Source organism: Deinococcus sp. YIM 77859, from assembly GCF_000745175.1.
Taxonomy (GTDB): Bacteria; Deinococcota; Deinococci; order Deinococcales; family Deinococcaceae; genus Deinococcus.
Window position 1 is genome coordinate 724,097 of the sequence record NZ_JQNI01000002.1, and the last position, 22,179, is coordinate 746,275.

The 22,179-nt window shown below is 68.0% G+C and carries 21 protein-coding genes; 10 read left to right on the forward strand and 11 right to left on the reverse strand.

Translation table 11 applies throughout. The features are described 5' to 3' along the window. Nucleotides 1-54 precede the first annotated feature (54 nt). From EI73_RS03650 to EI73_RS03660, 3 genes are all read right to left on the reverse strand, one after another. Entirely contained in the window at nucleotides 55-2,292 is a 2,238-nt protein-coding gene (locus tag EI73_RS03650; protein WP_034384370.1) for an ATP-dependent Clp protease ATP-binding subunit, read from the reverse strand. Nucleotides 2,293-2,418: 126 nt separating this feature from the next. Further along, nucleotides 2,419-3,750 carry a S41 family peptidase gene (locus tag EI73_RS03655; RefSeq protein WP_051935403.1) on the reverse strand — a complete coding sequence of 444 codons (1,332 nt, stop codon included), beginning with the start codon at nucleotides 3,748-3,750 and terminating at the stop codon, nucleotides 2,419-2,421. Nucleotides 3,751-3,793: 43 nt separating this feature from the next. Continuing rightward, entirely contained in the window at nucleotides 3,794-4,546 is a 753-nt protein-coding gene (locus EI73_RS03660) for a fumarylacetoacetate hydrolase family protein (RefSeq protein WP_034384371.1), read from the reverse strand. 25 nt (nucleotides 4,547-4,571) lie between these two features. Here EI73_RS03660 and EI73_RS03665 point away from each other — a divergent pair, with 25 nt between their 5' ends. Together EI73_RS03665 and EI73_RS03670 are read left to right on the forward strand one after the other, a co-directional pair. Further along, on the forward strand, nucleotides 4,572-5,189 hold the full coding sequence (locus EI73_RS03665; protein WP_034384372.1) for an NUDIX hydrolase: 618 nt from the start codon (nucleotides 4,572-4,574) through the stop codon (nucleotides 5,187-5,189). Between the two features lie 40 nt (nucleotides 5,190-5,229). Then, on the forward strand, nucleotides 5,230-6,768 hold the full coding sequence (locus EI73_RS03670) for an aspartate aminotransferase family protein (protein WP_231557278.1): 1,539 nt from the start codon (nucleotides 5,230-5,232) through the stop codon (nucleotides 6,766-6,768). Nucleotides 6,769-6,855: 87 nt separating this feature from the next. On the opposite strand, the gene EI73_RS03675 is transcribed toward EI73_RS03670, so the two are convergent. Next, nucleotides 6,856-7,362 (reverse strand): hypothetical protein, encoded by a 507-nt coding sequence (locus EI73_RS03675; RefSeq protein WP_034384377.1) that lies wholly within the window; start codon nucleotides 7,360-7,362, stop codon nucleotides 6,856-6,858. Between the two features lie 96 nt (nucleotides 7,363-7,458). On the opposite strand from EI73_RS03675, the gene EI73_RS03680 reads away from it, so the two are divergent. Together EI73_RS03680 and EI73_RS03685 are read left to right on the forward strand one after the other, a co-directional pair. Continuing rightward, entirely contained in the window at nucleotides 7,459-8,814 is a 1,356-nt protein-coding gene (locus tag EI73_RS03680; RefSeq protein WP_034384379.1) for an acyl-CoA dehydrogenase family protein, read from the forward strand. Nucleotides 8,815-8,922: 108 nt separating this feature from the next. Beyond that, entirely contained in the window at nucleotides 8,923-9,861 is a 939-nt protein-coding gene (locus EI73_RS03685; RefSeq protein ID WP_034384381.1) for a hypothetical protein, read from the forward strand. A gap of 78 nt (nucleotides 9,862-9,939) precedes the next feature. Here the strand turns inward: EI73_RS03685 and EI73_RS03690 are convergent, their stop codons facing one another. Continuing rightward, a complete protein-coding gene (locus tag EI73_RS03690; protein ID WP_034384382.1) occupies nucleotides 9,940-10,701 on the reverse strand; it encodes a serine/threonine-protein kinase in 762 nt (253 codons plus the stop codon). Between the two features lie 124 nt (nucleotides 10,702-10,825). Between EI73_RS03690 and lepB the strand changes: the two genes are divergently transcribed. Further along, a complete protein-coding gene (gene lepB / locus EI73_RS03695) occupies nucleotides 10,826-11,614 on the forward strand; it encodes a signal peptidase I (protein ID WP_034384383.1) in 789 nt (262 codons plus the stop codon). Between the two features lie 36 nt (nucleotides 11,615-11,650). Here lepB and EI73_RS03700 read toward each other — a convergent pair whose 3' ends face one another. The 5 genes from EI73_RS03700 to EI73_RS03720 are packed head-to-tail and all read right to left on the reverse strand — an operon-like array spanning nucleotide 11,651 to nucleotide 14,113. After that, on the reverse strand, nucleotides 11,651-11,965 hold the full coding sequence (locus EI73_RS03700) for a DUF503 domain-containing protein (protein WP_034384386.1): 315 nt from the start codon (nucleotides 11,963-11,965) through the stop codon (nucleotides 11,651-11,653). Nucleotides 11,966-11,967: 2 nt separating this feature from the next. Further along, nucleotides 11,968-12,192, reverse strand: a complete 225-nt coding sequence (locus tag EI73_RS03705) for a heavy-metal-associated domain-containing protein (RefSeq protein WP_034384387.1) — start codon at nucleotides 12,190-12,192, stop codon at nucleotides 11,968-11,970. Further along, nucleotides 12,192-12,671: a DUF1999 domain-containing protein gene (locus EI73_RS03710; RefSeq protein WP_034387672.1), complete on the reverse strand. Its 480-nt coding sequence runs from the start codon at nucleotides 12,669-12,671 to the stop codon at nucleotides 12,192-12,194. Before EI73_RS03710 ends, EI73_RS03705 begins: the two co-directional genes overlap by 1 nt. Before the next feature lie 15 nt (nucleotides 12,672-12,686). Further along, a complete protein-coding gene (locus EI73_RS03715; RefSeq protein WP_034384390.1) occupies nucleotides 12,687-13,568 on the reverse strand; it encodes a ribokinase in 882 nt (293 codons plus the stop codon). Continuing rightward, a complete protein-coding gene (locus EI73_RS03720) occupies nucleotides 13,565-14,113 on the reverse strand; it encodes a nucleoside deaminase (protein ID WP_034384393.1) in 549 nt (182 codons plus the stop codon). Before EI73_RS03720 ends, EI73_RS03715 begins: the two co-directional genes overlap by 4 nt. 177 nt (nucleotides 14,114-14,290) lie before the next feature. Between EI73_RS03720 and EI73_RS03725 the strand changes: the two genes are divergently transcribed. The 3 genes from EI73_RS03725 to EI73_RS03735 all read left to right on the forward strand — a co-directional run bounded on the left by EI73_RS03725 (nucleotide 14,291) and on the right by EI73_RS03735 (nucleotide 18,972). Further along, entirely contained in the window at nucleotides 14,291-15,988 is a 1,698-nt protein-coding gene (locus EI73_RS03725) for a long-chain fatty acid--CoA ligase (RefSeq protein ID WP_034384397.1), read from the forward strand. Between the two features lie 122 nt (nucleotides 15,989-16,110). Further along, entirely contained in the window at nucleotides 16,111-18,477 is a 2,367-nt protein-coding gene (locus tag EI73_RS03730; protein WP_034384401.1) for a transglycosylase domain-containing protein, read from the forward strand. Between the two features lie 93 nt (nucleotides 18,478-18,570). Continuing rightward, nucleotides 18,571-18,972, forward strand: a complete 402-nt coding sequence (locus tag EI73_RS03735; protein ID WP_034384402.1) for a hypothetical protein — start codon at nucleotides 18,571-18,573, stop codon at nucleotides 18,970-18,972. A 6-nt stretch (nucleotides 18,973-18,978) separates the two neighbouring features. On the opposite strand, the gene EI73_RS03740 is transcribed toward EI73_RS03735, so the two are convergent. Further along, nucleotides 18,979-19,752 (reverse strand): WecB/TagA/CpsF family glycosyltransferase, encoded by a 774-nt coding sequence (locus EI73_RS03740; RefSeq protein ID WP_231557279.1) that lies wholly within the window; start codon nucleotides 19,750-19,752, stop codon nucleotides 18,979-18,981. 115 nt (nucleotides 19,753-19,867) lie between these two features. Between EI73_RS03740 and EI73_RS03745 the strand changes: the two genes are divergently transcribed. Together EI73_RS03745 and bshC are read left to right on the forward strand one after the other, a co-directional pair. Then, nucleotides 19,868-20,542 carry a Crp/Fnr family transcriptional regulator gene (locus EI73_RS03745; RefSeq protein WP_034384407.1) on the forward strand — a complete coding sequence of 225 codons (675 nt, stop codon included), beginning with the start codon at nucleotides 19,868-19,870 and terminating at the stop codon, nucleotides 20,540-20,542. Nucleotides 20,543-20,608: 66 nt separating this feature from the next. Continuing rightward, nucleotides 20,609-22,174, forward strand: coding sequence for a bacillithiol biosynthesis cysteine-adding enzyme BshC (gene bshC / locus EI73_RS03750; protein ID WP_034384409.1), 1,566 nt, complete (start codon nucleotides 20,609-20,611; stop codon nucleotides 22,172-22,174). The last annotated feature ends 5 nt before the right edge of the window (nucleotides 22,175-22,179 follow it).

The window sequence follows — 22,179 nt, forward strand, 5'->3', positions numbered from 1 at the left end:
CTAGAACAAAGCGGGCGGAGGACACAGGGTCACTCCGCCCGGTCGAATAAGGCCCTACGCCAGAATCTGCGGCGGCGCCGCTTTGCCCCGCTCGAATTGGATGCCGTCCTGGCCGAGAACGACCCGCAGTTCCTCACCGGCATTGCCAATGAGTTCAAGGGCGAGGGGGTCCTCGATCTCTTCGCGAATCAGGGTACGAAGCTGGCGAGAAGAACCCACGGCATGCTTGGGGCTGCGAGCCTTGAGCTTGCCCACCAGCCAGGCGGCAATGGCGGGGTCAAAGGTGACATTGAGCTCACGGCTGGCGAGTTCGTCGCGCATCTCCGCCATAAGCTGCTGGGCGACGCGCACCAGTTCGTCTTCCCCGAGGGGACGGAAACGAATCACGTCGTCGAGGCGATCAAGGAATTCCGGCGTGAAGATGTGCCGTAGCGGCGTGTTGCTGTCGGGCGTGACCGGCGAGAAACCCACCGTGGGGTTGACGTTGAAGCCCGTATTGCTGGTCATGATGATGATGGTGCGGCGGAAATCCACCGTGCGGCCCAGCCCATCGGTGAGGCGGCCGTCATCAAGCACCTGAAGGAAGGTGTTGTAGACGTCCGGGTGAGCCTTTTCGATCTCGTCGAGAAGAATCACCGAAAAGGGCTGGCGGCGCACCGCCTCCGTCAGGCGCCCTCCCTGCTCGAAGCCCACGTAGCCGGGAGGCGAGCCGATCAGCTTGGAGATGGAGTGCGCCTCCTGGAACTCGCTCATGTCTACCCGGATGAGACTGCGCTCCGAGCCGAAGAGCGTGCGGGCCAGGGCCTTGGCGAGGTGTGTCTTGCCCACGCCGCTGGGGCCGACAAAGAGAAAGCTCGCAGAGACGCGGGTGCGGCCACCCAGGCCGACGCGGGCGCGGCGCAGGGCGCTGGAGAGCGCCTTGATCGCTTCCGGCTGGCCGTACACCTGCCCCTGGAGTTGGTCTTCCAGGTCGCTGAGCTGCGCTGCCGACTCGTCGGAGTAGATGCCACCCATGGAGTTGATCACGCTCTCGATGTCCTCGCGGGTCACCACCGGCTCACCGTCCTCGTTCTCGGTGACGGGTAGGCCCACGCTCATGTTGAGCCGAACGCGGCTGGCGGCCTCGTCGATCAGGTCGATCGCCTTGTCGGGAAAGTTGCGGCCCGGCAGGGAACGCTCGCCGATGCGAACGGCCAGTTCCAGCGCAGCCTCGGGAATCTGCACGCCGTGGTGCTCCTCATAGCGGGGGCGCAGGCCGCGCAGAATCTGAAGCGTCTCGGCGGGGCTGGGCTCCAGCACAATCACCGGCTGGAAGCGGCGTTCTAGAGCCGCGTCCTTCTCGATGTAGCGGTGATACTCGCCGGTGGTGGTCGCGCCGATCACCTGGATTTCGCCGCGCGAAAGCGCAGGCTTGAGGATATTCGCTGCGTCCAGGGTGCCTTCCGCGCCGCCCGCCCCAACCAGGGTATGCAGCTCGTCGATAAAGGCCATCACCTTGGCGTTGCGCAGCTCCTCGATGATCTGCCGCAGGCGTTCCTCGAACTCGCCGCGGTACTTCGTTCCAGCCACCACGCCGGAGAGGTCCAGGCTGACCAGGCGCACGCCGTGCAGGTTGGGCGGCGTCCGCTTCTCGACGATGGCGAGCGCCAGGCCTTCCACAATGGCCGTCTTGCCCACGCCCGGGTCACCGATGAGAACGGGGTTATTCTTGGTGCGCCGCGTGAGAATCTGGGTGACGCGGCGAATCTCCTCCGAGCGGCCGATCACCGGGTCGAGCTTGCCCTCGCGCGCCTGCTTGGTGAGGTCGCGGCCATACTCGTCGAGAAAGGGTGTGGCCACCGGCTTGGCCGCCTTGCCGGTGTGGCTGTCACCCTGCGCCAGCACACGCCAACGGATGGTGTCCACATCCTTGGTGAGTTCTTGGAGGATGCGGAAGGCCACCCCGTCTCCCTCGCGGATGATCCCAAGGAGGATGTGCTCCGTCGAGGTCACCTGCGCGCCGAGCTGCCGGGCCTCTGAAGAGGCGAGTTCCATCACGCGGCGGGCACGGGGCGTGATGGAGGGGGCGTCATTCAGGCGGTTTCCCTCGCCACGGCCAATGATCTCCTCGACGCGGCGGCGCAGGCCGTCGAGCGAGGCACCGAACTCCGAGAGGATGGTGGCGGCCGTGCCGCCCTCACGCATGAGCCCCAGCAGGAGGTGTTCGGGACCCACCATCGCGTGGCCCAGGCGGTTTCCTTCCTCCCGGGCATAGTGAAACACGAGGCGGGCGCGGTCGTCGTATCTGTTCATGGGCTACCCCCTGTGTCGGGTGGGACGCACCGCGGCTGGGCGCAGCGCGTGGAAAAGCGGAGAAGAAGTCCGGTACAGCATGAGTCTAGTGTACGGGGCAGTTCGCGCCCAGCATGCAGCGACGCGTTACCTTCTGCCCACGCTCAGGCTAGCGTCTGGGCGCGGCGGCGCGTCTGTCTGTCCGGACTCCTTTTGACGGCTCGCCGTCCTGGCCTCCAGCGCCGCAAGTGCCGCTTCCAGCGTGGTGTCACGGCCCTCCCCAGTCAGCAAGGCGACGTCGGTGGGCGCCGCCACCTCGGGCGTGATCGCGTCCGGCAAAGGTTCATCCGCCGCGGTGTAGGCGCGCAGCACGGTGAGGGAAAGCAGGCTGCCGTCGGGCAAGCGCTCGAACATCACCCCACTACTCCCCACGCCACGCGTCCTCTCACCAACCACGATCGCCCCGGCCTTCTGGGCGTAGTACGTAAAGACCTCCGCACAGGAGGCCGTACTCGGACCGACCAGCACGGCAAGCGGTCCGCGCCACAGGGCCCAGTCGGGTTGAGCGGCGCGTGCCAGCCAGGCGAGCACCTCCTCACCGCGGAGCCCCCCGTAGGTATACCCGCCCCCCTGCCAGCGGGTCTTGTAGAGCACCGGGCCAAAGGAACTCGCGGCAGCGACGCATTCACCCAGCGCACCGCCCCCGTTGTAGCGCAGGTCCACCACCAGCGCCGTCGCCCCGGACCGTCGCGCCTCGTCCAGGCGGGCCAGAAACAGTTCAGCGCTGTCAGCGGGCAGAAAGCTCGAGTAGTCGATCACGGCGGTCTTGCCGTCCGGTCCGGCCCAGCTCAGGGTGGGCTCGTCCCGCGCCGGAAGGCGAGCGGTTGGGAGTGACAGTGCGCGGTCAGGGCCCCCTGCCCGGCGCAAGGTGAGGCGCAAGGGATCTCCGGCCCGTTCCAGCCGCGTGAACTCGTTGGGGCCTACGGGGAGGTTCTTGCCCGCGGCGTCCTTTCCAGCAGCCTCGCCGTTCACCCCAGTGATGAGGTCGAAGCGGCGCACACCGGCCTCGGCGGCGGGGCTCCCCGGCAAGACGGACACGACGAGGAGGCCTCCCGTCACCCGTACCACCCGCACACCCGTACGGAAAACAGCTCGGTTCTCGGTCACCTCGGCCACTCGCTCGGCGCCTTCCGGGTCACGGACGTTGGTGTGAGGGTCACCGAGTTCGTTCAGCAGTTCGCCCAGCACCGCACGACCGGTCGCGTAGTCGCAGGCGTCCCCCTGCGGCGCACACCGCTCGGCCAGGACCGCCGCGTACTTCGCCCCCAGGGCCGCGCGGTCCACGGTGGACCAGCCGTAATAGCGGCTTTGTACGGCGCGGTTGGCCGTCTCAAACAGGTCGCTGGCAGGGCTCGCCCCCGCCAGAAAGGAGGAGAGGACCGCAAGGGCCAGGACGCGAACGCTTCGGCTGATGGGCACGCCTGCAGGCTAGCGCGTGGGCGAGGCCAGCAACCGTGCGGCGTTATCCGATGTGGGTGGTCAGCACGCCGATCCCCTCCACCTCCACCTCCACCGTGTCGCCCCGCCGCAAGGGACCAACACCTTCGGGGGTACCGGTGAGCACGACGTCGCCGGGTTCCAGGGTCACATACCGGGTCACGTAGGTCAGGATCTGCACCACGTCGAAGATCATGTGACTCGTGCGCCCGTCTTGGCGCGTCTCCCCATTCACGCGAGTGATGACGCGCAGATCAGTGGGACCAAGGTCCGTTTCCAGCCAGGGGCCAAGGGGACAGAAGTGGTCGGCGGCCTTGGCGCGGAACCACTGAAGATCCGTCTTCTGAAGGTCACGGGCGGTCAGGTCCAGGCCACAGGTGTAGCCCAACACCGCCGAGAGGGCCCCTTCCGGCCTAAGGTCGCGAACACGCTGCCCAATCACCAGGGCGAGCTCCCCCTCAAAGTGGAAGTTCTGGGTCCAGTCGGGATACCGAACCGTCGCGCCGGGTTCGGCGAGCGCATTCGGCCCCTTCAGGAAGAGGCCGGGCTCGCCCGGGAGGTCGCCCGTGTCGTTGCCCAGTTCGCGGATGTGGTCGAGGTAGTTGCGGCCCACACACACGATCTTGGTCGGCTCGGCGGGCGCGAGCAGCCGGGCTTCCGGGAGGGGCCGCGTCTCCCCCGTTCGCTCGCCTCCCATGCCGCGTGTGAGGTAGATGGTGTCGCCCTCGACCTGGCCCCAGTGCGGGGCCCCCTGATGCTCGACTCGAACCAGACGCATACGGCGAGGATATACGCTGGGGCGCGTGCCGACCCTTTCTCAGCTCCGCGAGCTTCAAGCGATCGCCCAAGCAGGCCTCACCTATACCCGCGATTCCTACGACCGGGAACGCTATGAGCGGCTTCTTGCCCTCACCGCGGAGTTGCTCGCCGGAAAGACGGGGCAGGACGCGGGCGAGGTGTACGCCCTGCTGCGAGCGGAACGGGGCTACCTCACCCCCAAGGTGGACGTGCGCGCCGTGGTGCTCAATGCCCGGGGCGAGGTGCTGCTCACCCAGGAGCGCGTGGACGGCCTCTGGAGCCTGCCGGGCGGCTGGGCTGACCCCGGTGACAGCCCCCGCGAGGTGGCTGTCCGCGAGGTGCGCGAGGAGACCGGGCGGGAGGTGCGAGCAACCCGCCTCCTCGCCCTGCTCGACAAGGACAAGCACCCGCACCCGCCCGACCTGTGGGCCGTGTACAAGGTCTTCGTGGCCTGCGAGCTGACCCACGACACTCCGCACCCCGGCAACACGGAGACGCTGGCGAGCGGCTGGTTCGACGTAGACGCCCTGCCGCCCCTCAGCCTGGGCCGAAACCTGCCCCAACAGGTGCGGCGCATGGCAGAGCTCAGCCGACAACCCGAACTGGGCGTGGACATGGACTGAGCCGGGAACCTCCAGAGCAGCCTCGGCTACACTGCCCCCCATGACGGTCTCTCTTCCCCCGGCCTCCCACCCCCCGGCCGAGCCCGCGCCTGCGGGACAGCGGCCCGCCCAGCAGCCTGCCGGGCCTCTCCCCGCCGGATTGATCCGCGCACAGGACGTGCTTGAGGAGCGGCTCAGCCCGGCCGAGGTCAGAAGCCTCGACATGCGGTACGGCAACGAGGAGCTGCTGTTCGGCCTGAACCTGCTGGGCTTGGCGGGGCCATTTTACCGAGTCAACCCTTGGGAGCTGGAGGACGAGCGCGGCGTGCGGCGGATCAATGCTTCGGGATACGCCGCCGTCCCCTTTGGGGACATGCCGCCCGCCGTCACGCAGTTTCTGCGGGAGTACCTGGAGAAGAACCGGGCGATGGGGCTGCCGCAGCAGTCGAGTTCGCCGTGGCGGGCAGCCCTCCAGACCAACCTGGTGCGGCTGCTCGCGCGGGAGCTGCCGAGCCACGCCGACTCGCAGGTCTTTTTCTGCTCCAGCGGCACCGAGGCCATCGAGGGTGCCCTGAAGTTCGCCAAGGCGTGGCGCCCGCGCGCCAAGTTCTATATCTCCTTTTCCAGCGGCTACCACGGCAAGACGCTGGGCAGCCTCAGCCTCACGCCAAATCCCGAGTATCAGGACATCTTTCGGCCGCTGGTCCCGGGGGCGCTCACGAGTCCCTACGGCGACCTGGACGCCCTGGCACGGCTGATTCGGCGCGTGGGACCGAACAACGTGGTCGCGGTGGTGGTCGAGCCCATTCAGGGCGAGGGCGGCGTGAACATTCCTCCGCCCGGCTTCCTGCGGGGCATTGGAGAACTGTGCCGCCGTCACGGCATCGTGGTGATCGCGGATGAGATTCAAACCGGTCTGGGACGGACCGGGCACTGGTTCGAGTCGGCGGCGCAGGGACTAGACCCCGACATCCTCACGCTGGCCAAGCCCCTTGGGGGCGGCCTGACGGCGGTGGGGGCCACCATCGTGCGGCACCCCATCTACAAGAGGATGCTGGGGGGCCTCAGCTCCAAGCGGCACTCAAACACCTTCGGGGGCAACGCCCTGGCGATGGCGGTGGGCCTGAAGTCCCTGGAATACCTCGTCGAGCAGGATCTGCCTGCCCGCAGCGCCCGCCTTGGAGCGGTGGGGCTGGCGCGGCTGCGGGCGACCGCACAGCAGTACCCGCTGCTGTTGGAGGACGTGCGTGGCCAGGGGCTGCTGCTCGCCATGCAGTTCCGACCGATGGTCGGCGTGCCGCTCCCCGGCGTGCTGAAGGAACTGGTGTTCGAGGCGACGGCCATCCTCGCCCTGCGCGAGCTGCACCAAGCCGGGGTGATGGCCAACCTCAGCCTCAGCTCCAAGCGCACCGTGCGCCTCACACCTGCGCTTGACATCCCCGAAGACCTCTACACGCGCCTTTTCCACCGGGTCGAAGCCTTTGCCTCCAGCAATCCCGCCTCCCGTTTCCTGCTCAAGAATACCCCCCCCGTCGTGACTGCCCGGTTGATGAAATTTGCCGCCAGCAAGCCGAAAAAGCGAACAGAGAGCGACGGGTGAGACCAACCTGCTCTGCTTCCAGAACATCCTCAAAAGACACCGGACGCGCTGCCATTGCCGCCAGTCGGGATGTTCTCACTTCGCAGGCTACGCCAGCCCACACGCCCGCTGCACCAGCATGTGCACCTCGTCCCGTCCTAGGCGGCGCGGCTGGAGGGGTAGGCCGGGGGGCAGGTCACTCAGGCCGCGCACGAGGGGTGCGTACTTGAATTCCGGCCGAACGATCAGGTCACGGGCGGCGGTCAAGGCCAGGACGAAATCGAGGCGCAGTTCGAAGTGGGCATTCAGTTCGGCCCGCAGCGGCGCGGGGTCTGTGGCCAGCAGGGCGAGGAGAGCCGGGTGTGTCTCAAAGCCCTCGTCAAGAGCCCGCACGACGCGGCCCGTGTCGAGCAGCAGGGCCGCGCCGGACAGGGTGTAGCCGCTCACGCGGCGGCGGCACAATTCGGGTGTGTCGCCACGAACCACCCGGACTTCCCTTCCGGCACGTTCCGCGCCCTCCAGATAGGCCCAGAAGCGGCCCAGACTGCTGTAGCGGGCGAGTTCGACGTACCCGGCGGGACGTGTGGGCAGGAGGCGAGTCGGCCGGGGATTCACCCGGCCATCCTACCGAGCCCAACGCTCAATATTGCGTGAACGGCAAGCGGGTCACAGACCGCAGTCCTCTCCACTTGAACCGGGTACAACGAATCCATGACCTCCCAGTCACAGAACCCGGCGGAGTTGCTCGCGCAACTGGACCTGGAGGCGCTCGGCCGCCTCAGCCGAAAGGTCGATCTCCCGGCCCTGCTCCGGGCTGCGGCTCAGCTTAGTGACGAACAACTGGGGCAGCTTTCGCGAATGCTGGAACGGGGAAAGCGCTCGCCCCAGCCCCTGCCGCTGCCGGAGGGCGACTTCTACGGGCAACTGGACGAACTGACGCCCGAGCAGCAGGAGGTTCGCCGCCGGGTGCGCGAGTTTATGGAGGCGCAGGTCGCCCCCATCATGAATGAGTACTGGAGCCGCGACGAGTTTCCCCGCCACCTGATTCCTGAGCTGCGGCGGCTCGACCTCCCGCGCCGCATCTGGAACGAGGACGGCACCCGCAAGCCTGACGCCACCCTGCTGGAGGGCCTGATTACCCTGGAAGCCTGCCGGGTCGACGTTTCAACCGCCGTGTTTTTCGGAGTTCACACCGGGCTGGCCTTTGCGTCCATCGCGCTGGGCGGCTCCGCTGAGCAGAAGGCCGAGTGGCTCCCTAGGATGCTCGACCTGGACGCGATCGGAGCCTTTGGCCTCACCGAACCCGAGGGCGGCTCGCAGGTCAGCCAGGGGATGCGCACCACCTGTAGGCGAGACGGTGACCACTGGGTGCTGAACGGCGAGAAGAAGTGGATCGGCAACTCCACCTTCAGTGACTTTACGGTGATCTGGGCACGCGACGTGGACACGGGGGAGGTGCGGGGCTTTGTCGTGCGCGCGGGAACGCCCGGCTACCGCGTGGCGAAGATCGAGGGCAAGGTCGCGCTGCGGATGGTGGAGAATGGTCACATCACCCTGGAAGACTGCCGGGTACCGGAGGCTGACCGGCTGCAGGCGGTGCGGGGCTGGCGCACGGCGGCCGAGGTGCTGCGGCTCACGCGAGCGGGCGTGGCCTGGCAGGGGGTGGGCTGCGCGCTCGGCGCCTACGAGCTGGCGCTCACCTACGCGCAGCAGCGCGAGCAGTTTGGCAAACCCATCGGCAGCTTCCAGCTGATCCAAAACCACCTCGTGCACATGCTGGGGAACGTGACGAGCATGCTCGCGCTGGTGCTGCGCCTCTCGCAGATGGCGGACACGGGCCGAATGCGCGACGAGCATGCCGCCCTCGCCAAGGTGGTCACGGCGGCACGCTGCCGGGAGACGGTGGCACTCGCCCGCGAGACCTTCGGCGGAAACGGCATCCTGCTCGAACATGGCGTGATCAAGCACTTCGCGGACACGGAGGCGATCTACTCCTACGAGGGCACCAACGAGATCAACACCCTGGTGGTCGGCCGCGCCATCACCGGGCTGAGCGCCTTCGTGTGAGGAAGGGGTTAAGCGTACCGGCAACGCAGGGAAAGAAGGGGGCCATTAGGGTGAAGCTGTTCTGCTTTGGTCCCCCACGCTCAAAGGACCAAGCGACAAGGAGGTTCTATGACGCTGAATACCGATACGCTCTCTCACCCTTTGCGCTGGGGCGGAGTCTTCGCTGGCGTGGTGATGGGCATTGTGACGACCTTCACTATTCTGGCGCTTGGCCTGGTGATCACCGCCCTGACTGGCATCACCCTGACTGGAACCAGCATTCAAGCTCTGATCTGGACGGCGTTGGCCGCGCTGGTGGGGGCCTATGCCGCCGGCCTCACCGCCGTGCGCGCGAGCGCGCCCGCGACCCGCAATGAGGACGGCATCGCGGCCATGACGCACAACGACGCCACCCTAACGGGGCTGGTGACCGGGGGCCTGCTGGTTCTGCTCACCACGCTGCTGGCCTACAACGCTACACGCAGCCTCCTGACCACCGCGGGCAACATTGTGAGTAGCGTCGCCAGCACGGCTGCCAACGCGGCCGATGCAGCCGGGACGCAAGCGGCTCAGAGCGGCGGTCTTCAGAATTTCGTGAGTGGCATCAGCCGTGAGGACATCGAGGACCTGATTGCCAGCAACAGCCCCAGCCTGAACGAGGCGCAGGTAGACGCGGCGTCCGATGTGGTCACCGGCATCTTCCGCCGCGCGGCCTACGACCTGGGGAACCAAGACCTCGCCAACATCACGGATTTCGCTCAGGCTCGCATCAACGCTATTCAGAACGCGCTGAGCGGGGAGTCCTTTGTCACCCGGCTGGAACGCCAGGGGCTGAGCACGGCCCAGGCGGAGGAAGTCCGCACCGTGATCACCAATGAGATCAACCGCCTGCAAAATCAGGCACGGCAGATCGCCAACACCCTGGAGGCCAATGCCCGCATTGCCGGTCGCAATGTCGGCCTGGGTTGGCTCCTGAGCGCTGGCCTGACACTGCTGCTGGCCGTGATGGGCGCGCGCAATGCCGCGACGCACCGCGCCATTCCCGCCGTGCCCGTCGACCGCCGCTAAGCTGGTCTCCCCCGTGCCGCCTCCTCAGGGGGCGGCCTTTTGGTTGGCCGTGCTGTGCCGAAAAAAGCCCCGAGCAGCTCATCGGGTGGATCGGGGTAAGCCTGCCAGCTCGAGCAGCATGGTCTTCGCCTCGGCCGCGCTGCCCAGCCGCTGGGTCCGGTCGGATTCAGTGAGGGCAGCGAGCAGGGCGTCAAGGGGATCGCCAAGGGGTGGCGGGGGCACCTCCGGGCCGGAGAGGGCACCGTACAGGCCCCAGCCCAGCAGCACGCCGACGCTGTACAGGTCGCTTTCCGGACCAAGCGGTTCACCGCGTGCCGCCTCGGGACTCTGAAAGGCCGCGGTTCCCAGGCGGGTGGGCGTCGCGAACGCTTCACGGGTGGGGCCGGAAAGGTCAAAGTCAACCAGGGTAGCGCTGCCATCGGGTTCCACCACGACGTTTTCCGGCTTCACGTCGCGGTGGACGATGCCGCGCTCGTGCAGGTAGCCGAGGGCGCTGAGCAGGTGCGCCAGGGTGAGCAGAAAGGCGCGGCGCTCGTGGGTGAGGGCCGGACGACGCGAATACCGCTCGAACAGCACGACGCCGCGGGCCAGGCTGACGATCAGGGCGGGCCGGTCCTGCACGCGTGCGGGGGCAAGCACACGGACCAGGCGGGGGTGATCGAGCGCCGCCCCCGTGCCGTACTCGCGCAGCGCGTGGGGGGCAAAGTGTGGGTCAAAGATCTTGACGGCACAGGGCTGTCCGTCGCGGGCCACAGCGAAATACACCACGCTATGCGACCCACGTCCGAGGGGGCGCACCAGCCGTATCCCCTCGCCCACCACCTGACCAGCCAGCGGCATTGCCCCTTCACGGTACCGCAGGAGCCCGGCGGGGCGATACCCCCCCAGTGCGCCAAGCGCTCTGCCCCTGCCCGCGCGGAAGAGGTCGTTTGTCCGCTATCCTGCGCGGCGGACAAGGAGTGGCATGACAAGACTAAACAAGCCCGCCCCGGGACCGCTCGGGAAGCTGTGGAAGGAAGTGCTGGAACCCATCGTCTTCGCGGTGGTGATCACGCAGTTTGTGGCGACGCTCGTCGGGGTGGACGGGGTGAGTATGATGCCCAACCTGCGTGACCACGAACGCGTGTTCGTGCCCAAGTACGAGACGTGGCTCCACAAGGCGGGCATCGGAGACTTTCAGCGGGGGGACATCCTGATCTTCAAGCCGCCCCGCGAGGCGGCCGACCAGGCACCCACGCTCACCAAGCCGGGCCCGCTGGGCCTGTGGACGTACCGGCCCTTTCTGATCAAGCGGCTGATCGGCCTTCCCGGCGACCGCATCCGCATCGAGGGCGGCCAGGTGTACGTCAACGGCGTGCCGCTCGATTCGAGTTGGACCACCGACTACTGGCGCGAGCAGGGCTGCTGGGACACCCAAAGCGACCTGGCGAACCAAGCCACCTCCAGCGCCCAGGGCATCCTGCCCGATCAGCCCGAGATCACCGTTCCCGAGGGGCATTATTTCGTGATGGGGGATAACCGCACAGCCGGTGGCAGCGAGGATTCACGGCTGTTCGGGCCCGTTCCCATGCGGGACGTGGCGGGACGAGCGGCCGCCGTCGTCTGGCCGATCATGCGCAAGGCCAATGCCCGCTACGACTGCTCGTCTGGAACGGTGGCGGAGTTCAGCGGCCCCAACGTCCTGAACTGGCGGGTGCTGGAGCGCCCCGAGGCCTTTGCCGACCTGAAGGCAAAGCTGGCCCAAAAGCCGTGACCTCATCCTTAGCCCAGCGCTCTTTGGATGATGCGCTCAGTCTTCTCCGTCCTCCCCCAAGACGGTGATGTCTGTCGCCTCCCAGGCCACCCGGTACTCGCCCTCGCGCGCGATAAAGTCGGCGGCCATCCGCAGGGTCTCTTCGACCCAGCCGTAGTCGTTACTGAGGGTGGCAACGCCGATCACCTCCCAGTCGTGGGCGTCAAGACCGTCAAGGCGGGCCACCGTGAGGGGGTAACGGGCCTTGAGGCGCTCGACGACGGGGCGAACCAGGGCACGTTTCTCCTTGAGGTTGGTAACCCACGGCATCTCGATGCGAACGGTGAGGACGCCGACGTATCCGAGCGCCACGCCTAGAGCATGCCCGCCAGGAAGCCCTGGGTCCGCACGGCGCGCACCAGGTCCATGACGGTGTGTTGGGTAGGGTCGTAGTGAACCTCAATCTGCCCCTCGTCGGGGGTGGCCTGGGTGACGCCGGGCAGGGTGCGCAGGTGGGCAGCGACACGTTCCCCGGCCTCGCGGGTCATGCCGCGCACGCCAAGCAGAACGCGGGTAGGTCGACTCGTCATGCCCGTCATTATGCCCGCTCACCGGGGGCAGTACTCGCGCGAGTGCCGAGGTGACACACGGCGTAGCTCCCGGTCACCCGCGCCTCCTCCTGCCGGGCAGCGTCCTCCAGCCCGGGGATCAGCGGAAAGTGCACCTCATAGACAGCGCTGTCGTAGGCACTCTTGACGGTGGCATGCAGCAATCCCGCTGCGGTGCCCTCGGGGGCGTCCGGCGCGAGGAGAACCGTGCGCACAAGGACGATCGGCCGGTCACCCTGCCAGACGTGCTGCGCGAGGATCAGACCCTGGACGGCTCCTGCGTCGTCCTGGGCGGCAAAGGAGTGTTCGCTGCGCGCGTAGAACTTCAGGGCTGGGAGGCTGGTGCACAGGCGGCCTTCACGCTCCCGGGCGGGGAGGGTATCGAAGGCGGGGTCCGCGTGGCGCTGGGCGGCGAGGTCGAGGGCCTGAAGGGCCGCGAAGTCGGATTCGGCAAAGGTGCGGTACCGCATGGCCATGGGGGCAGCCTAGCGCGCGGCGGCGATCTCCGTTCGGGAGGGCATGGCGTCTTGCGCACCGGGGCGAGTACAGGCGAGGGCCGCGGCGATGCCCGCCGCGTGCAGGGCGGCGGGAAGCGGCTGGCCCTGGGCGAGTTCAGCGGCGAGCACGCCGCAAAAAGTGTCGCCCGCACCGGTCGTGTCCACTGGGATCACGGGGTGAGCGGGCAGGCGGTAGGCGGCGTGGGCGGTCACGGTCAGGCTGCCCCGCGCCCCCAGCGTGACGGTCACGGCCTGCGGCCCGCAGGCAAGGAGGGTCCACGCCCGTTTTTCCAGATCCTCGCCCTTGCCTCCCAGGGCGGCGAGCTCGTGTTCGTTCACGATCAGGTGATGCGTGTGCGCGAGGAGTGCGGGGTCGACCTCGCGAGCGGGCGCGGCGTTATACAGCACCGTCAGGCCGGCGGCGTAGGCCCGGCGGGCAGCCTCCCGATTCACGTCCAGCGGAAGTTCATTCTGGAGGAGCAGGTGCGTAAAACCGTCCAGGGATGCGGGGAGATGCAGGGGGGTCAGGCGAGCATTCGCGCCGCTGGCGACAGTGATCGCGTTCTCGCCGTCCGCCGCGACGGTGACCAGGGCGAGGCCCGTAGGCGCGTTGAGCTCGTGCAGGTGCTCGAGGTTCACCCCAGCGCGGGTCAGGCCGGAGAGCGCCACCGCACGGAAAGAGTCCGGTCCAGCCGCGCCGCAAAAAGCCACGCTCGCCCCGGCGAGGGCCGCAGCCACCGCCTGATTCGCGCCCTTGCCACCGGGCGAGACGCGAGCATCGTCACCCAACACCGTTTCGCCGGGGGCAGGAAGGCGGGGGGCACGTACAGTCACGTCGGCATTCACGCTGCCGACCACCAGGACAGTCATTCCACGCCTGCCGTTTCCGCCGGATACCGCTTGCGCCACAGCGCCCAGCCTTCTTCGGGAAAGGCGCGCCTCGCTTCCGGCGCGAAGAGGCGCGCGCCTTCCGCCTCCAGTTCGGGATCAGGGCAGGGAATCACCTCGGTCTCCTGCATGGCGGGGTGCTCGCTCCAGCGAATCAGACGGCCCGAGCCCCCCCAGGGGTCGTCGGTGGCCCACACCACGCGGCCCACACCCAGAAGTGCCGACGCGCCGCCGCACATCAGGCAGGGCTCCAGGCTGGTGTAGAGGGTGAGGCTTTCCGGGTTTCTTACCTTGCCCACCTGAAAAAATACGTCCATCTCGGCGTGGGCGACGCTGGCTGCTCCCACGTGCTCTGGGGTCTGGGCTTCCCCGACGCGGTTGCGGCCGCGCGCGATCACCTCGCCCTGGGCGTTTACCAGCACGGCGCCCACGGGAGAACTGCCCGCGGCCTGGGCTTCGCGGGCGAGCCGCAGCGCCTCTTGCAGGTGGGGGCGGTGGGTGGCCGGGTCAGGCGAGACAGAAGACATGCCGGCAGTCTGGCACGCCTCTGGCGGGGGTGTTCGTGCTCTGGGAACAGGGGGAGGCAAGGCCGCGTGCACCCGCCCCGCTCTCAGCTTATACTGAGTTCAATTTCAACCGGTCTCTTTTGGATGCGGCCCCTGCGGGGGCAGCCAAAGGCGGACCTGAGGAGTGTGAGGAGCGGTATGACCCGGCCCTGGCTGGCCCACTACGAGGAAGGCGTGCCCCACAGCTTCACGCCGACGAATGACACCCTGCCCGACCTGCTGCGCCGCACTGCCGAGCAGTTTCCGGAACGGACCGCGCTGAGCTTTATCGGGGCGAACACCAGCTACCGCGCACTGTGGCAGGACGTGGGGCACTTTGCTGCCGCTCTCCAGCGCATCGGGGTACGGCCAGGCGAACGCGTCAGCGTCATGCTGCCCAACTGCCCGCAGTTCGTGGTGGCCTTTTTCGGGGCCCTTTTGGCCGGGGCGACGGTGGTCAACACCAGCCCGCTGTACGTGCCCAGCGAACTGGAACACCAGCTCAAAGACAGCGGCAGCGAGACGCTGATTCTGTTGGACGCCTTTTATCCGCGCTACCAGCAGGTCGCCTCCCGGGTGCCGGTTCAGCGCGTGATCGTGACCGGGATTCAAGACGCGCTGCCCTTTCCAAAGAACGTGCTGTATCCCCTCAAGGCACGCCGGGAGGGAAACTGGGTGAATGTGAAGGCGGGGGGGTCGGTGTACAGCTACCGCACGCTGCTGCGGCGCTCGCCCTCCGCGCCGCAGGCCGTGACGCTGCGCCCGGATGACGTGGCACTGCTGCAATACACCGGCGGGACCACCGGCGTGCCCAAGGGCGCGATGCTGACCCACCGCAACCTGGTCGCGAACGCCGAACAGTGCCGCGCGTGGATGACCGGGCTGCGGCCAGGGCAGGAGGTCACGCTGGCGGCCATTCCGTTTTTCCACGTGTACGGCATGACGGTCGGCATGAACCTCAGCATGCTGACCGGCGCGACGCTCGTGCTCGTGCCCAACGCACGTGACATCAAGATGGTGCTCACCCAGATTCAGGCGAGCGGGGCGACCCTCTTTCCCGGTGTTCCCACCCTCTACAACGCGATCAACAACCACCCCGACACGCCCAACTATGACCTCACGACCATTCGTGCCTGCATCAGCGGGAGCGCACCCCTGCCGCTCGAGACGGCACGCCGATTCCGGCAGATCACCGGCGGCGCGAACCTGGTCGAGGGCTACGGCCTGACCGAATCGAGTCCGGTCACGCACGTCAATCCTATTTTTGGCGATCAGCGCGAGGGCAGCATTGGCCTGCCCATTCCCGGTGTGGACGCCATGATCGCCGGCGAGAACGGTGAGCCCCTCCCGCCCGGTGAAATCGGCGAGCTGTGGGTGTCCGGTCCCAATGTGATGAAGGGCTACTGGGAGCGGCCCGACGAGACGGCCAAGGTGCTGCGGGAAGCGGACGGGCAAACCTGGCTGCTGACCGGTGACATGGCCGTGATGGATGAGGACGGCTACTTCCGCATCGTCGACCGCAAAAAGGATCTGATTATCGCCGGGGGCTACAACATCTACCCGCGCGAGGTGGAAGAGGTGCTCTACGCGCATCCCGCCGTACTGGAAGCCGCCGCCGTAGGCCTGCCCGACGCCTACCGCGGCGAGACGGTGCATGCGGTGGTGGCCCTCAAACCCGGCATGACCGCCACCGAGGCAGAACTCATCGCGCACTGCCGCGCGCACCTCAGCCCCTACAAGGTGCCCCGCAGCGTAGAGTTCCGTTCCGAGCTCCCCAAGTCGGCTGCCCTTAAGGTGCTGCGCCGCCAACTGGCAGAGGAAGCCCGCGCCGCGAGGCAGGCCAACAAGGCGGGCTGACGCGCCCTCTCGCTCGGGGCGGGTCAGCCCACCAACGTTTCTGATCGCAGCCCCTGCACTATCATGACGCGTATGGCGTATTCCATCCCTGCCCCAACCGCCTTCACCCGGGGGAGACCGGAGTGTTTCTGAGGTTTCTGAAGCTCACGACGGCGCTGCTCCTGGCGGGTGGTGTGGCAGCCGCGGGGGTGGGAGCCACCTACGTCACGAAGTGGGCGCGGGAGCTGCCCGACTACCGCGAACTCGACAACTGGAGTCTGGGCGCAGAAACGCGCGTCTTTGCCCGCGACGGGACGCCGCTGGGAACACTGGTGCCCAAGATCGGTGACCAGGCGATCAGCCGCACGCTCGTTCGGCTCGATGAGATCAGCCCCTTCATGACCGCGGCGCTCATCGCCAACGAGGACCGGCGCTTTTTCGAGCACTACGGCCTAGACCCCTACGGGATCGCGCGGCAGTTCCAGCGCCTCGCACAGGGCGAGGACGTGCAGGGCGGCTCGACCCTCACCAACCAGCTCATCAAGAACACCCTGCTGTACGACGAGTACAAGCAGGCCAGGACGCCTGACCGCAAGGTGAAGGAGTGGCTGCTCTCGGTGCAGGTGGAGCGGACCTTTACCAAGGAAGAGATCCTGCGGGATTACCTCAACGCGATCTACTGGGGAGATGGCGGGCCGGTCGAACTGTATGGCATCTACTCGGCAGCGCAAGCGTACTTCCGCAAGACGCCCAAACAGCTCTCGCTGGCCGAAAGCGCGTACCTCACGGTGCTGGTTCCCAATCCCAGCCGCTACTTCGACTACGCGGCCGTGCGGCCCCTGATGAAGGTGCTGCTTGGCCGCATGGTCGAGGACGGCTGGGTCACGCAGGCGCAGGCGGACGCCGCCTGGAAGGAAAAGCTTCAGCCGCGGGGCTGGCAGGTCAAGTATGACGCGCAGGGCAACGTCACCTCCGCCAAACTCGTCGACCGCAGCGCCAAGGAGCTCAAGGCGGTGACGACCACCCGCGCGCCGCACTTCATGGGCCAGGTAGAGCAGGAACTCGTGCGCCGGTTCGGGCGCGAGAAGGTGTACGGCTCGGGCGGCCTGCGGGTCTATACCACCCTTGACCCCAAGATCCAGAATGCCGTGGAGACGGCCAGCCGGGAGGCGTCGTCCCTGGCCTACCGCGGCTTTCCACCCGGGGCGACGCTGGGGGCGGTGATTCTTGACCCCTATACCGCAGAAGTGCTGGGGATGATCGGGCAGAAACTCAATGGCCATCAGCCGCCTGCCGACTGGAACAATGCCGCGCAGGGCCAGCGGCAGGTGGGCTCGACCATCAAGCCGCTGCTGTACACCACGGCGCTCGCCACCGGGCTGGACCAGACACACCGCGAGGAGGACAGGCCGGTGACCTTCCCCTGCGAAGGCTGCAAGGACGGCGTGTACAAACCGCAGAACTTCGAGGGCGCGACGACCTACCGCAACATGACCATCCGCGAGGCGCTTGACCGCTCGCTCAACCTGGTCACGGTGCGGCTCGCAGACCGCATTGGCCTCCAGACCTTTTTCACCAAGCTGCGCGAACTGGGCATTCCCCCGAACGACGGCACTGGGCTCGCAGCGGCGCTGGGGGCCATCGAGACCACGCCGGTGAAGATGGCCGCTGCCTACGCGCCCTTCGTCAATGGCGGTCTGTACCGCGCGCCGCGCTACATCACCCGGGTCACCACCGCGCGGGGCGAGGTGTTGTATGACGCCTCCAACGACCTCACCAAGCCCAAACGGGTCTGGACACCGCAGGTCGCCTTCCTGGGCCTGGACATGATCCGGGGGGTGGTGAACGACCTGACGGAACGCCAGGGTGGACTGGCCACCCGCGCCAAGTTGGACAACTGGCCGGTTGCGGGCAAGACAGGGACGTCCAACGGTCCCAAGGACTTCTGGTTTGTGGGCACCACACCCCTGTACACCGGAGCCGTGTGGGTCGGCAAACAGCAGGGTGGCGAGATGCCCACCTACTACTACAGCGGCTACGTGAATGCTCCCATCTGGCGGCGGATGATGGAACTCGCGCACGTGGGCAAGACGCCCACCCAATTCGCCGAGCCCCCCGGCATCATCTACGCCGATGCCCCGGATCCCGGCTGGCTCCCTGGGGTAAAGATCGCCCTCCTCGATCCGCGTTTCCGAAACGCCACCACACCCATCGAGGAGGACGGCCCCTCCCCCGTCGTGTACCGCGAAACAGCCTGGACACCTGAACCGTCTGATCCGCGCACCACCGTCGTCAGCCTCGACCGCGCCACCGGTCGCCTGGCCACCGAGTTCACTCCCCCAGAAAACATCGTGCGGCGACGCGTCGCCATCGAGGATCTGCCCGGCTACGCGCCCGACCCCAACCCTGCCCCCCTGCGGGACGAGCAACCGGATCCCCAGGCGCTGCGGGCCATCCGCACGCCCGGAACCGGCCCCGCTCCGGCCCAGGCAGAAAACGAGACACCCTGACCTGCTTCTTCCCGGCTTCTCCCCTGCGGCAGGGCTTTTTCTAGCGGCGCTTCTCACCGGGCTGTCACGCCGCTGCCGCAGGAAGCGGGCATCATGGCGGCCATGAAGCGTGCGCCCCTCCTGACCCTGCTCCTCGCGCTGGGCGCTCCGGCCACCGACGCCCGAGTGCGGCTTGGCGAGCCCCTCCCGGCCCATCCTTGGCCGGGCGCCGAACGTGAGGTGGTGGTGGTGTACTCGCACGACTGCGGTGACCTAGGAGCGCTGTGGGGGGCCGTGCTGGCAGCCGGGCTTCCCGTGCGCGCCGTGAACGCCGAAGACATTCCCGCCCCCGCCCCCAGCGGCGTGAACGTCTGGCGCGGCCCGGAGGCCACCGCGTTCGCCCGTGCGCTGCGCATCAGCGCCTACCCGACGGTGCTGCTCGTCCGGGAAGGCCGAGTCCTGAACGCCTGGGAGGGCAACTTCAGCGGCGATCTGGGGCTGAAGCCGCCCCCCTAAGCGCCCTCAGCGCCGAGCGTTGCGGCGCTTTTCTGCCTGGACAAGCCGCACGAACTGGGCCAGCCGCGGAGCTCGGTGCCAGCGCTTGCGGTCCAGACCCACGCGCCAGATGAATTCCACCCCCAGACGGCGCGTCCAGGCGGGGGCCAGCTCGGCCGTGCCCGCCAGCACGTCAATGACGCCGCCACAGCCAAGGAGGACCGGCGCGCCAAGCACCTGCCGCCAGGTCTGGTTAAAGCGTTCCTGCCGCCCAGCCCCCATCCCAGTCAACAGGAGATGCGCTCCCGCTGCTCCGACGAGTTCCGCTACCCGCCTGTCCTCCGCGGCGTCGAAATAGCCGTGGTGCACTCCTGCCACCTGAATGCCGTAGTCACGAGCGGCATTCTGCGCAGCCTGCTCGGCCACCCCCGGCTGTGCGCCCAGAAAAAAGACCCGCAGCTGCGCGCCGTGCCGTTCCATCAGGCCCTTGACGATGTCGTAGCCGGGCGCGCGGGGGGCCGTTTGCCCGTACAGCTGCCGAACGGCCCAGACGATTCCCACACCGTCGGCGGTCACCAGGTCAGCCTGCTGCACCGCCCGCACGAACTCGGGCTGCGTCCGCGACTGCACGATGATCTCGGGATTCAGCGTGACGACGGTATGCGGGGCACGCGGCGCCTGAAACATCCACTCGCCGAGGCGGCTTAAGGTCTGCTCCAGGGTCACCACATCCAGCGGCAGGTCAAACAGCGTGAGGCGCGGCGCCGCAGGGGACATGGGCATGGGGTCGGGTTGGGTCATGCGTGGGCGGGATTGTAACAAGTGCGGGCGACGCTGTCTAACCGGCGGGCCGCTGAGCAGGCCGAGCGTGCGGGGGCTGTTGGACGGGTTGCCCCAGTGTGGCAGACTGTTTCCTATGATGTCCGGGCCGTTTGGGGCGCTTCCCCAGGAGACGCAGGCGCAGGTGATGGCCGCAGCGCGTGTGGGCCGCTGGGCGCGGGGAGGATTGCTGTTTTGTCCCGAAGACCCTGCCGAGACGCTGTTTATCCTGACGCGCGGCAGCGTGCGGCTCTACCGGCTGGGGGCCGGAGCGCGCGAGGTGACGCTGAACGTGCACGGCCCGGGCAGCCTGCTGGGCACCGGGGCGCTGCTGCCCGGCAGCCGGTACGGAATGTACGCCGAAGCGATGGACGACAGTGAGGCGCTGCTGCTGGGCCGTGAGACGCTCACGCGCCTGATGCAGTTGCAGCCAGCGGTGGGCGTCGCGCTCACAGAGCAGGTGACGCGGCAAACCCGCAGCGTACAGGAACGGCTCTCGGCCCTGGTGTTTATGGAGGTGTCGCAGCGGCTGGCCCTGGCCCTGCTTGACCTTGCCGAACGCGAGGGACCGTGGCCGGAAGGGGGCACGCTGGCCCTGCGTGAACGGGTCTCCCACCAGGACCTGGCGCACGTGGTGGGCAGCACCCGCGAGACGATCACCAAGCTGCTCGGGGACTTTCGCGCCCGGGGCCTGCTCGACCTCGGCTACCGGCGCATCATCCTCACCAACCGGGCCGGGCTGCTCGCGGCCGCACGTGAGCCGCTGCGTTAGGCTGGTGCTGTAGAATTTAAAGCAGAGGGGGCCACGCAGCGACGGGCCTGCCCGAAGGTGGTCCAGATGAAGGTGGCATCAAGAAGCATTGCGGCGGCATACCGGGCGGGCGACCTGCCCGCCTTCTTCCGGCTCTCGCCGGGCGATCTGGAGACGGCGGCGCGGGAAGAGCGGCCGGAGGTGGACCGCGGGGCTCTGGCCGCGGCGCTACGGGACTACCACCGCGACCTAGGAACGCTGAACGCAGGGGTAGAAGCTCTGCTCACCCGCCTCGCCCACCCGGCCTCCCGGGTGGTCGTGACTGGACAGCAAGCCGGTCTCCTGACTGGCCCGGCCTACAGCGTCCACAAGGGGGCGGACGCGGCCCTGTTGGCCCGCAGGCTCGACCGGGAAGACGCTCCGGTGATCGCCGTGTACTGGGTGGCCAGCCAGGACCACGATGCGGCGGAGGTCGCGTCCACCACGCTGCTCGACCACGCCGAGACGCTGCACCGCCTGACCCTGGACCTGCCGGAGGGTGTGCCGGTGGGCCGCGTCTCCTGGCGGGCAGAGTGGAGCGCACAAACCATGGCCCTGCTCGACCACTTCGAGACGGTTCCCGCGTACCGGGAAGCGGTGCGAACACGGGTGGTGCGGGCGGTGGGCCAGAGCGGCAGCTATGCGGACGTCTTTGCCCGCCTCATCCACGAGCTGCTCGCCCCCGCCGGGCTGCTGGTGCTCGATCCGCTGCATCCGGCCCTTGCCCGGCGGATGGCCCCCACCCTGGCGCGGGAATTGGCCTGCCCACTGGAAGGACCAGGACGAATTGAGGCCGCGGCCCGGCGACTGGAGGCGGCCGGATTTACCCCACAACTGCGCCGACCGCCCGGAGCCACCAACCTCTTTATCGAAGAGGAGGATGGGCGGCGGCGGCTGCTTCGCTTCACGGGGCAGCGCTTTCAGACCGAGACGCGCACGTACACGCAGGAGGAGCTGCTGGGCGTGCTGGCGGCTGAGCCGTCCCGCCTCACCCCGGCTGCGGGGCTACGCCCGGTCGTGCAGGACGCGCTCCTCCCCACGCTCGCCTTTGTGGTGGGACCGGGCGAGATCGCTTACGGAGCGCAGCTGCGCGAGGTGTACGAACTCCACGGGCTGGAGCAACCCCTTCTCTGGCCCCGGCTCAGCGTGACCTGGCTGGAGCCGAACGTGGTCCGGCTGCTCGCGCGGCTTGGCGCGACCGCCGCAGAGGTGCAGGCCGACCCCGAAGGCGTGCTGGGACGGGCACTGGCCCGGGAACGGGGTGCCGCGGCCGCGTCGGCTGAGCGCCTCGCTGCACTTGAGGCTGAGCTGCGGGCCCTCAGCGCCGAACTCGCCGCCTTGGACCCCACGCTGGTGGGGGCAGCCGAACGCGCCCGGCAGCGCATCACCGCGCGAATCGCGCACCTGCAACAGCTCGCCCTGCGCGCCCTGGTCCGGCAGGAGGAGGACCGCACGCGGCAACTGACCCGGCTCAAGCGGCACCTCTTACCCAACGGCGTGCCGCAGGAACGCGAGATGAATTTCCTGACCTACCTCCTGAAGCACGGGGAGGAACCGCTCCGGCGGCTGCTGAGCCTGCCGCCGGGCGCGCAGACAGAGGTACCCCTGCCCTGATGGGT

Bases quoted from the DNA above. Each gene is read 5' to 3' on its own strand.
- EI73_RS03660 (WP_034384371.1), bottom strand. From the start codon at position 4,546: ATGCGTCTGGTTCGAGTCGAGCATCAGGGGGCCCCGCACTGGGGCCAG.
- EI73_RS03725 (WP_034384397.1), top strand. From the start codon at position 14,291: ATGACCCGGCCCTGGCTGGCCCACTACGAGGAAGGCGTGCCCCACAGC.
- lepB (WP_034384383.1), top strand. From the start codon at position 10,826: ATGACAAGACTAAACAAGCCCGCCCCGGGACCGCTCGGGAAGCTGTGG.
- EI73_RS03685 (WP_034384381.1), top strand. From the start codon at position 8,923: ATGACGCTGAATACCGATACGCTCTCTCACCCTTTGCGCTGGGGCGGA.
- EI73_RS03670 (WP_231557278.1), top strand. From the start codon at position 5,230: ATGACGGTCTCTCTTCCCCCGGCCTCCCACCCCCCGGCCGAGCCCGCG.
- EI73_RS03650 (WP_034384370.1), bottom strand. From the start codon at position 2,292: ATGAACAGATACGACGACCGCGCCCGCCTCGTGTTTCACTATGCCCGG.
- EI73_RS03735 (WP_034384402.1), top strand. From the start codon at position 18,571: ATGGCGGCCATGAAGCGTGCGCCCCTCCTGACCCTGCTCCTCGCGCTG.
- EI73_RS03740 (WP_231557279.1), bottom strand. From the start codon at position 19,752: ATGACCCAACCCGACCCCATGCCCATGTCCCCTGCGGCGCCGCGCCTC.
- EI73_RS03680 (WP_034384379.1), top strand. From the start codon at position 7,459: ATGACCTCCCAGTCACAGAACCCGGCGGAGTTGCTCGCGCAACTGGAC.
- EI73_RS03745 (WP_034384407.1), top strand. From the start codon at position 19,868: ATGATGTCCGGGCCGTTTGGGGCGCTTCCCCAGGAGACGCAGGCGCAG.
- EI73_RS03715 (WP_034384390.1), bottom strand. From the start codon at position 13,568: ATGACTGTCCTGGTGGTCGGCAGCGTGAATGCCGACGTGACTGTACGT.
- EI73_RS03710 (WP_034387672.1), bottom strand. From the start codon at position 12,671: ATGCGGTACCGCACCTTTGCCGAATCCGACTTCGCGGCCCTTCAGGCC.
- bshC (WP_034384409.1), top strand. From the start codon at position 20,609: ATGAAGGTGGCATCAAGAAGCATTGCGGCGGCATACCGGGCGGGCGAC.
- EI73_RS03720 (WP_034384393.1), bottom strand. From the start codon at position 14,113: ATGTCTTCTGTCTCGCCTGACCCGGCCACCCACCGCCCCCACCTGCAA.
- EI73_RS03690 (WP_034384382.1), bottom strand. From the start codon at position 10,701: ATGCCGCTGGCTGGTCAGGTGGTGGGCGAGGGGATACGGCTGGTGCGC.
- EI73_RS03705 (WP_034384387.1), bottom strand. From the start codon at position 12,192: ATGACGGGCATGACGAGTCGACCTACCCGCGTTCTGCTTGGCGTGCGC.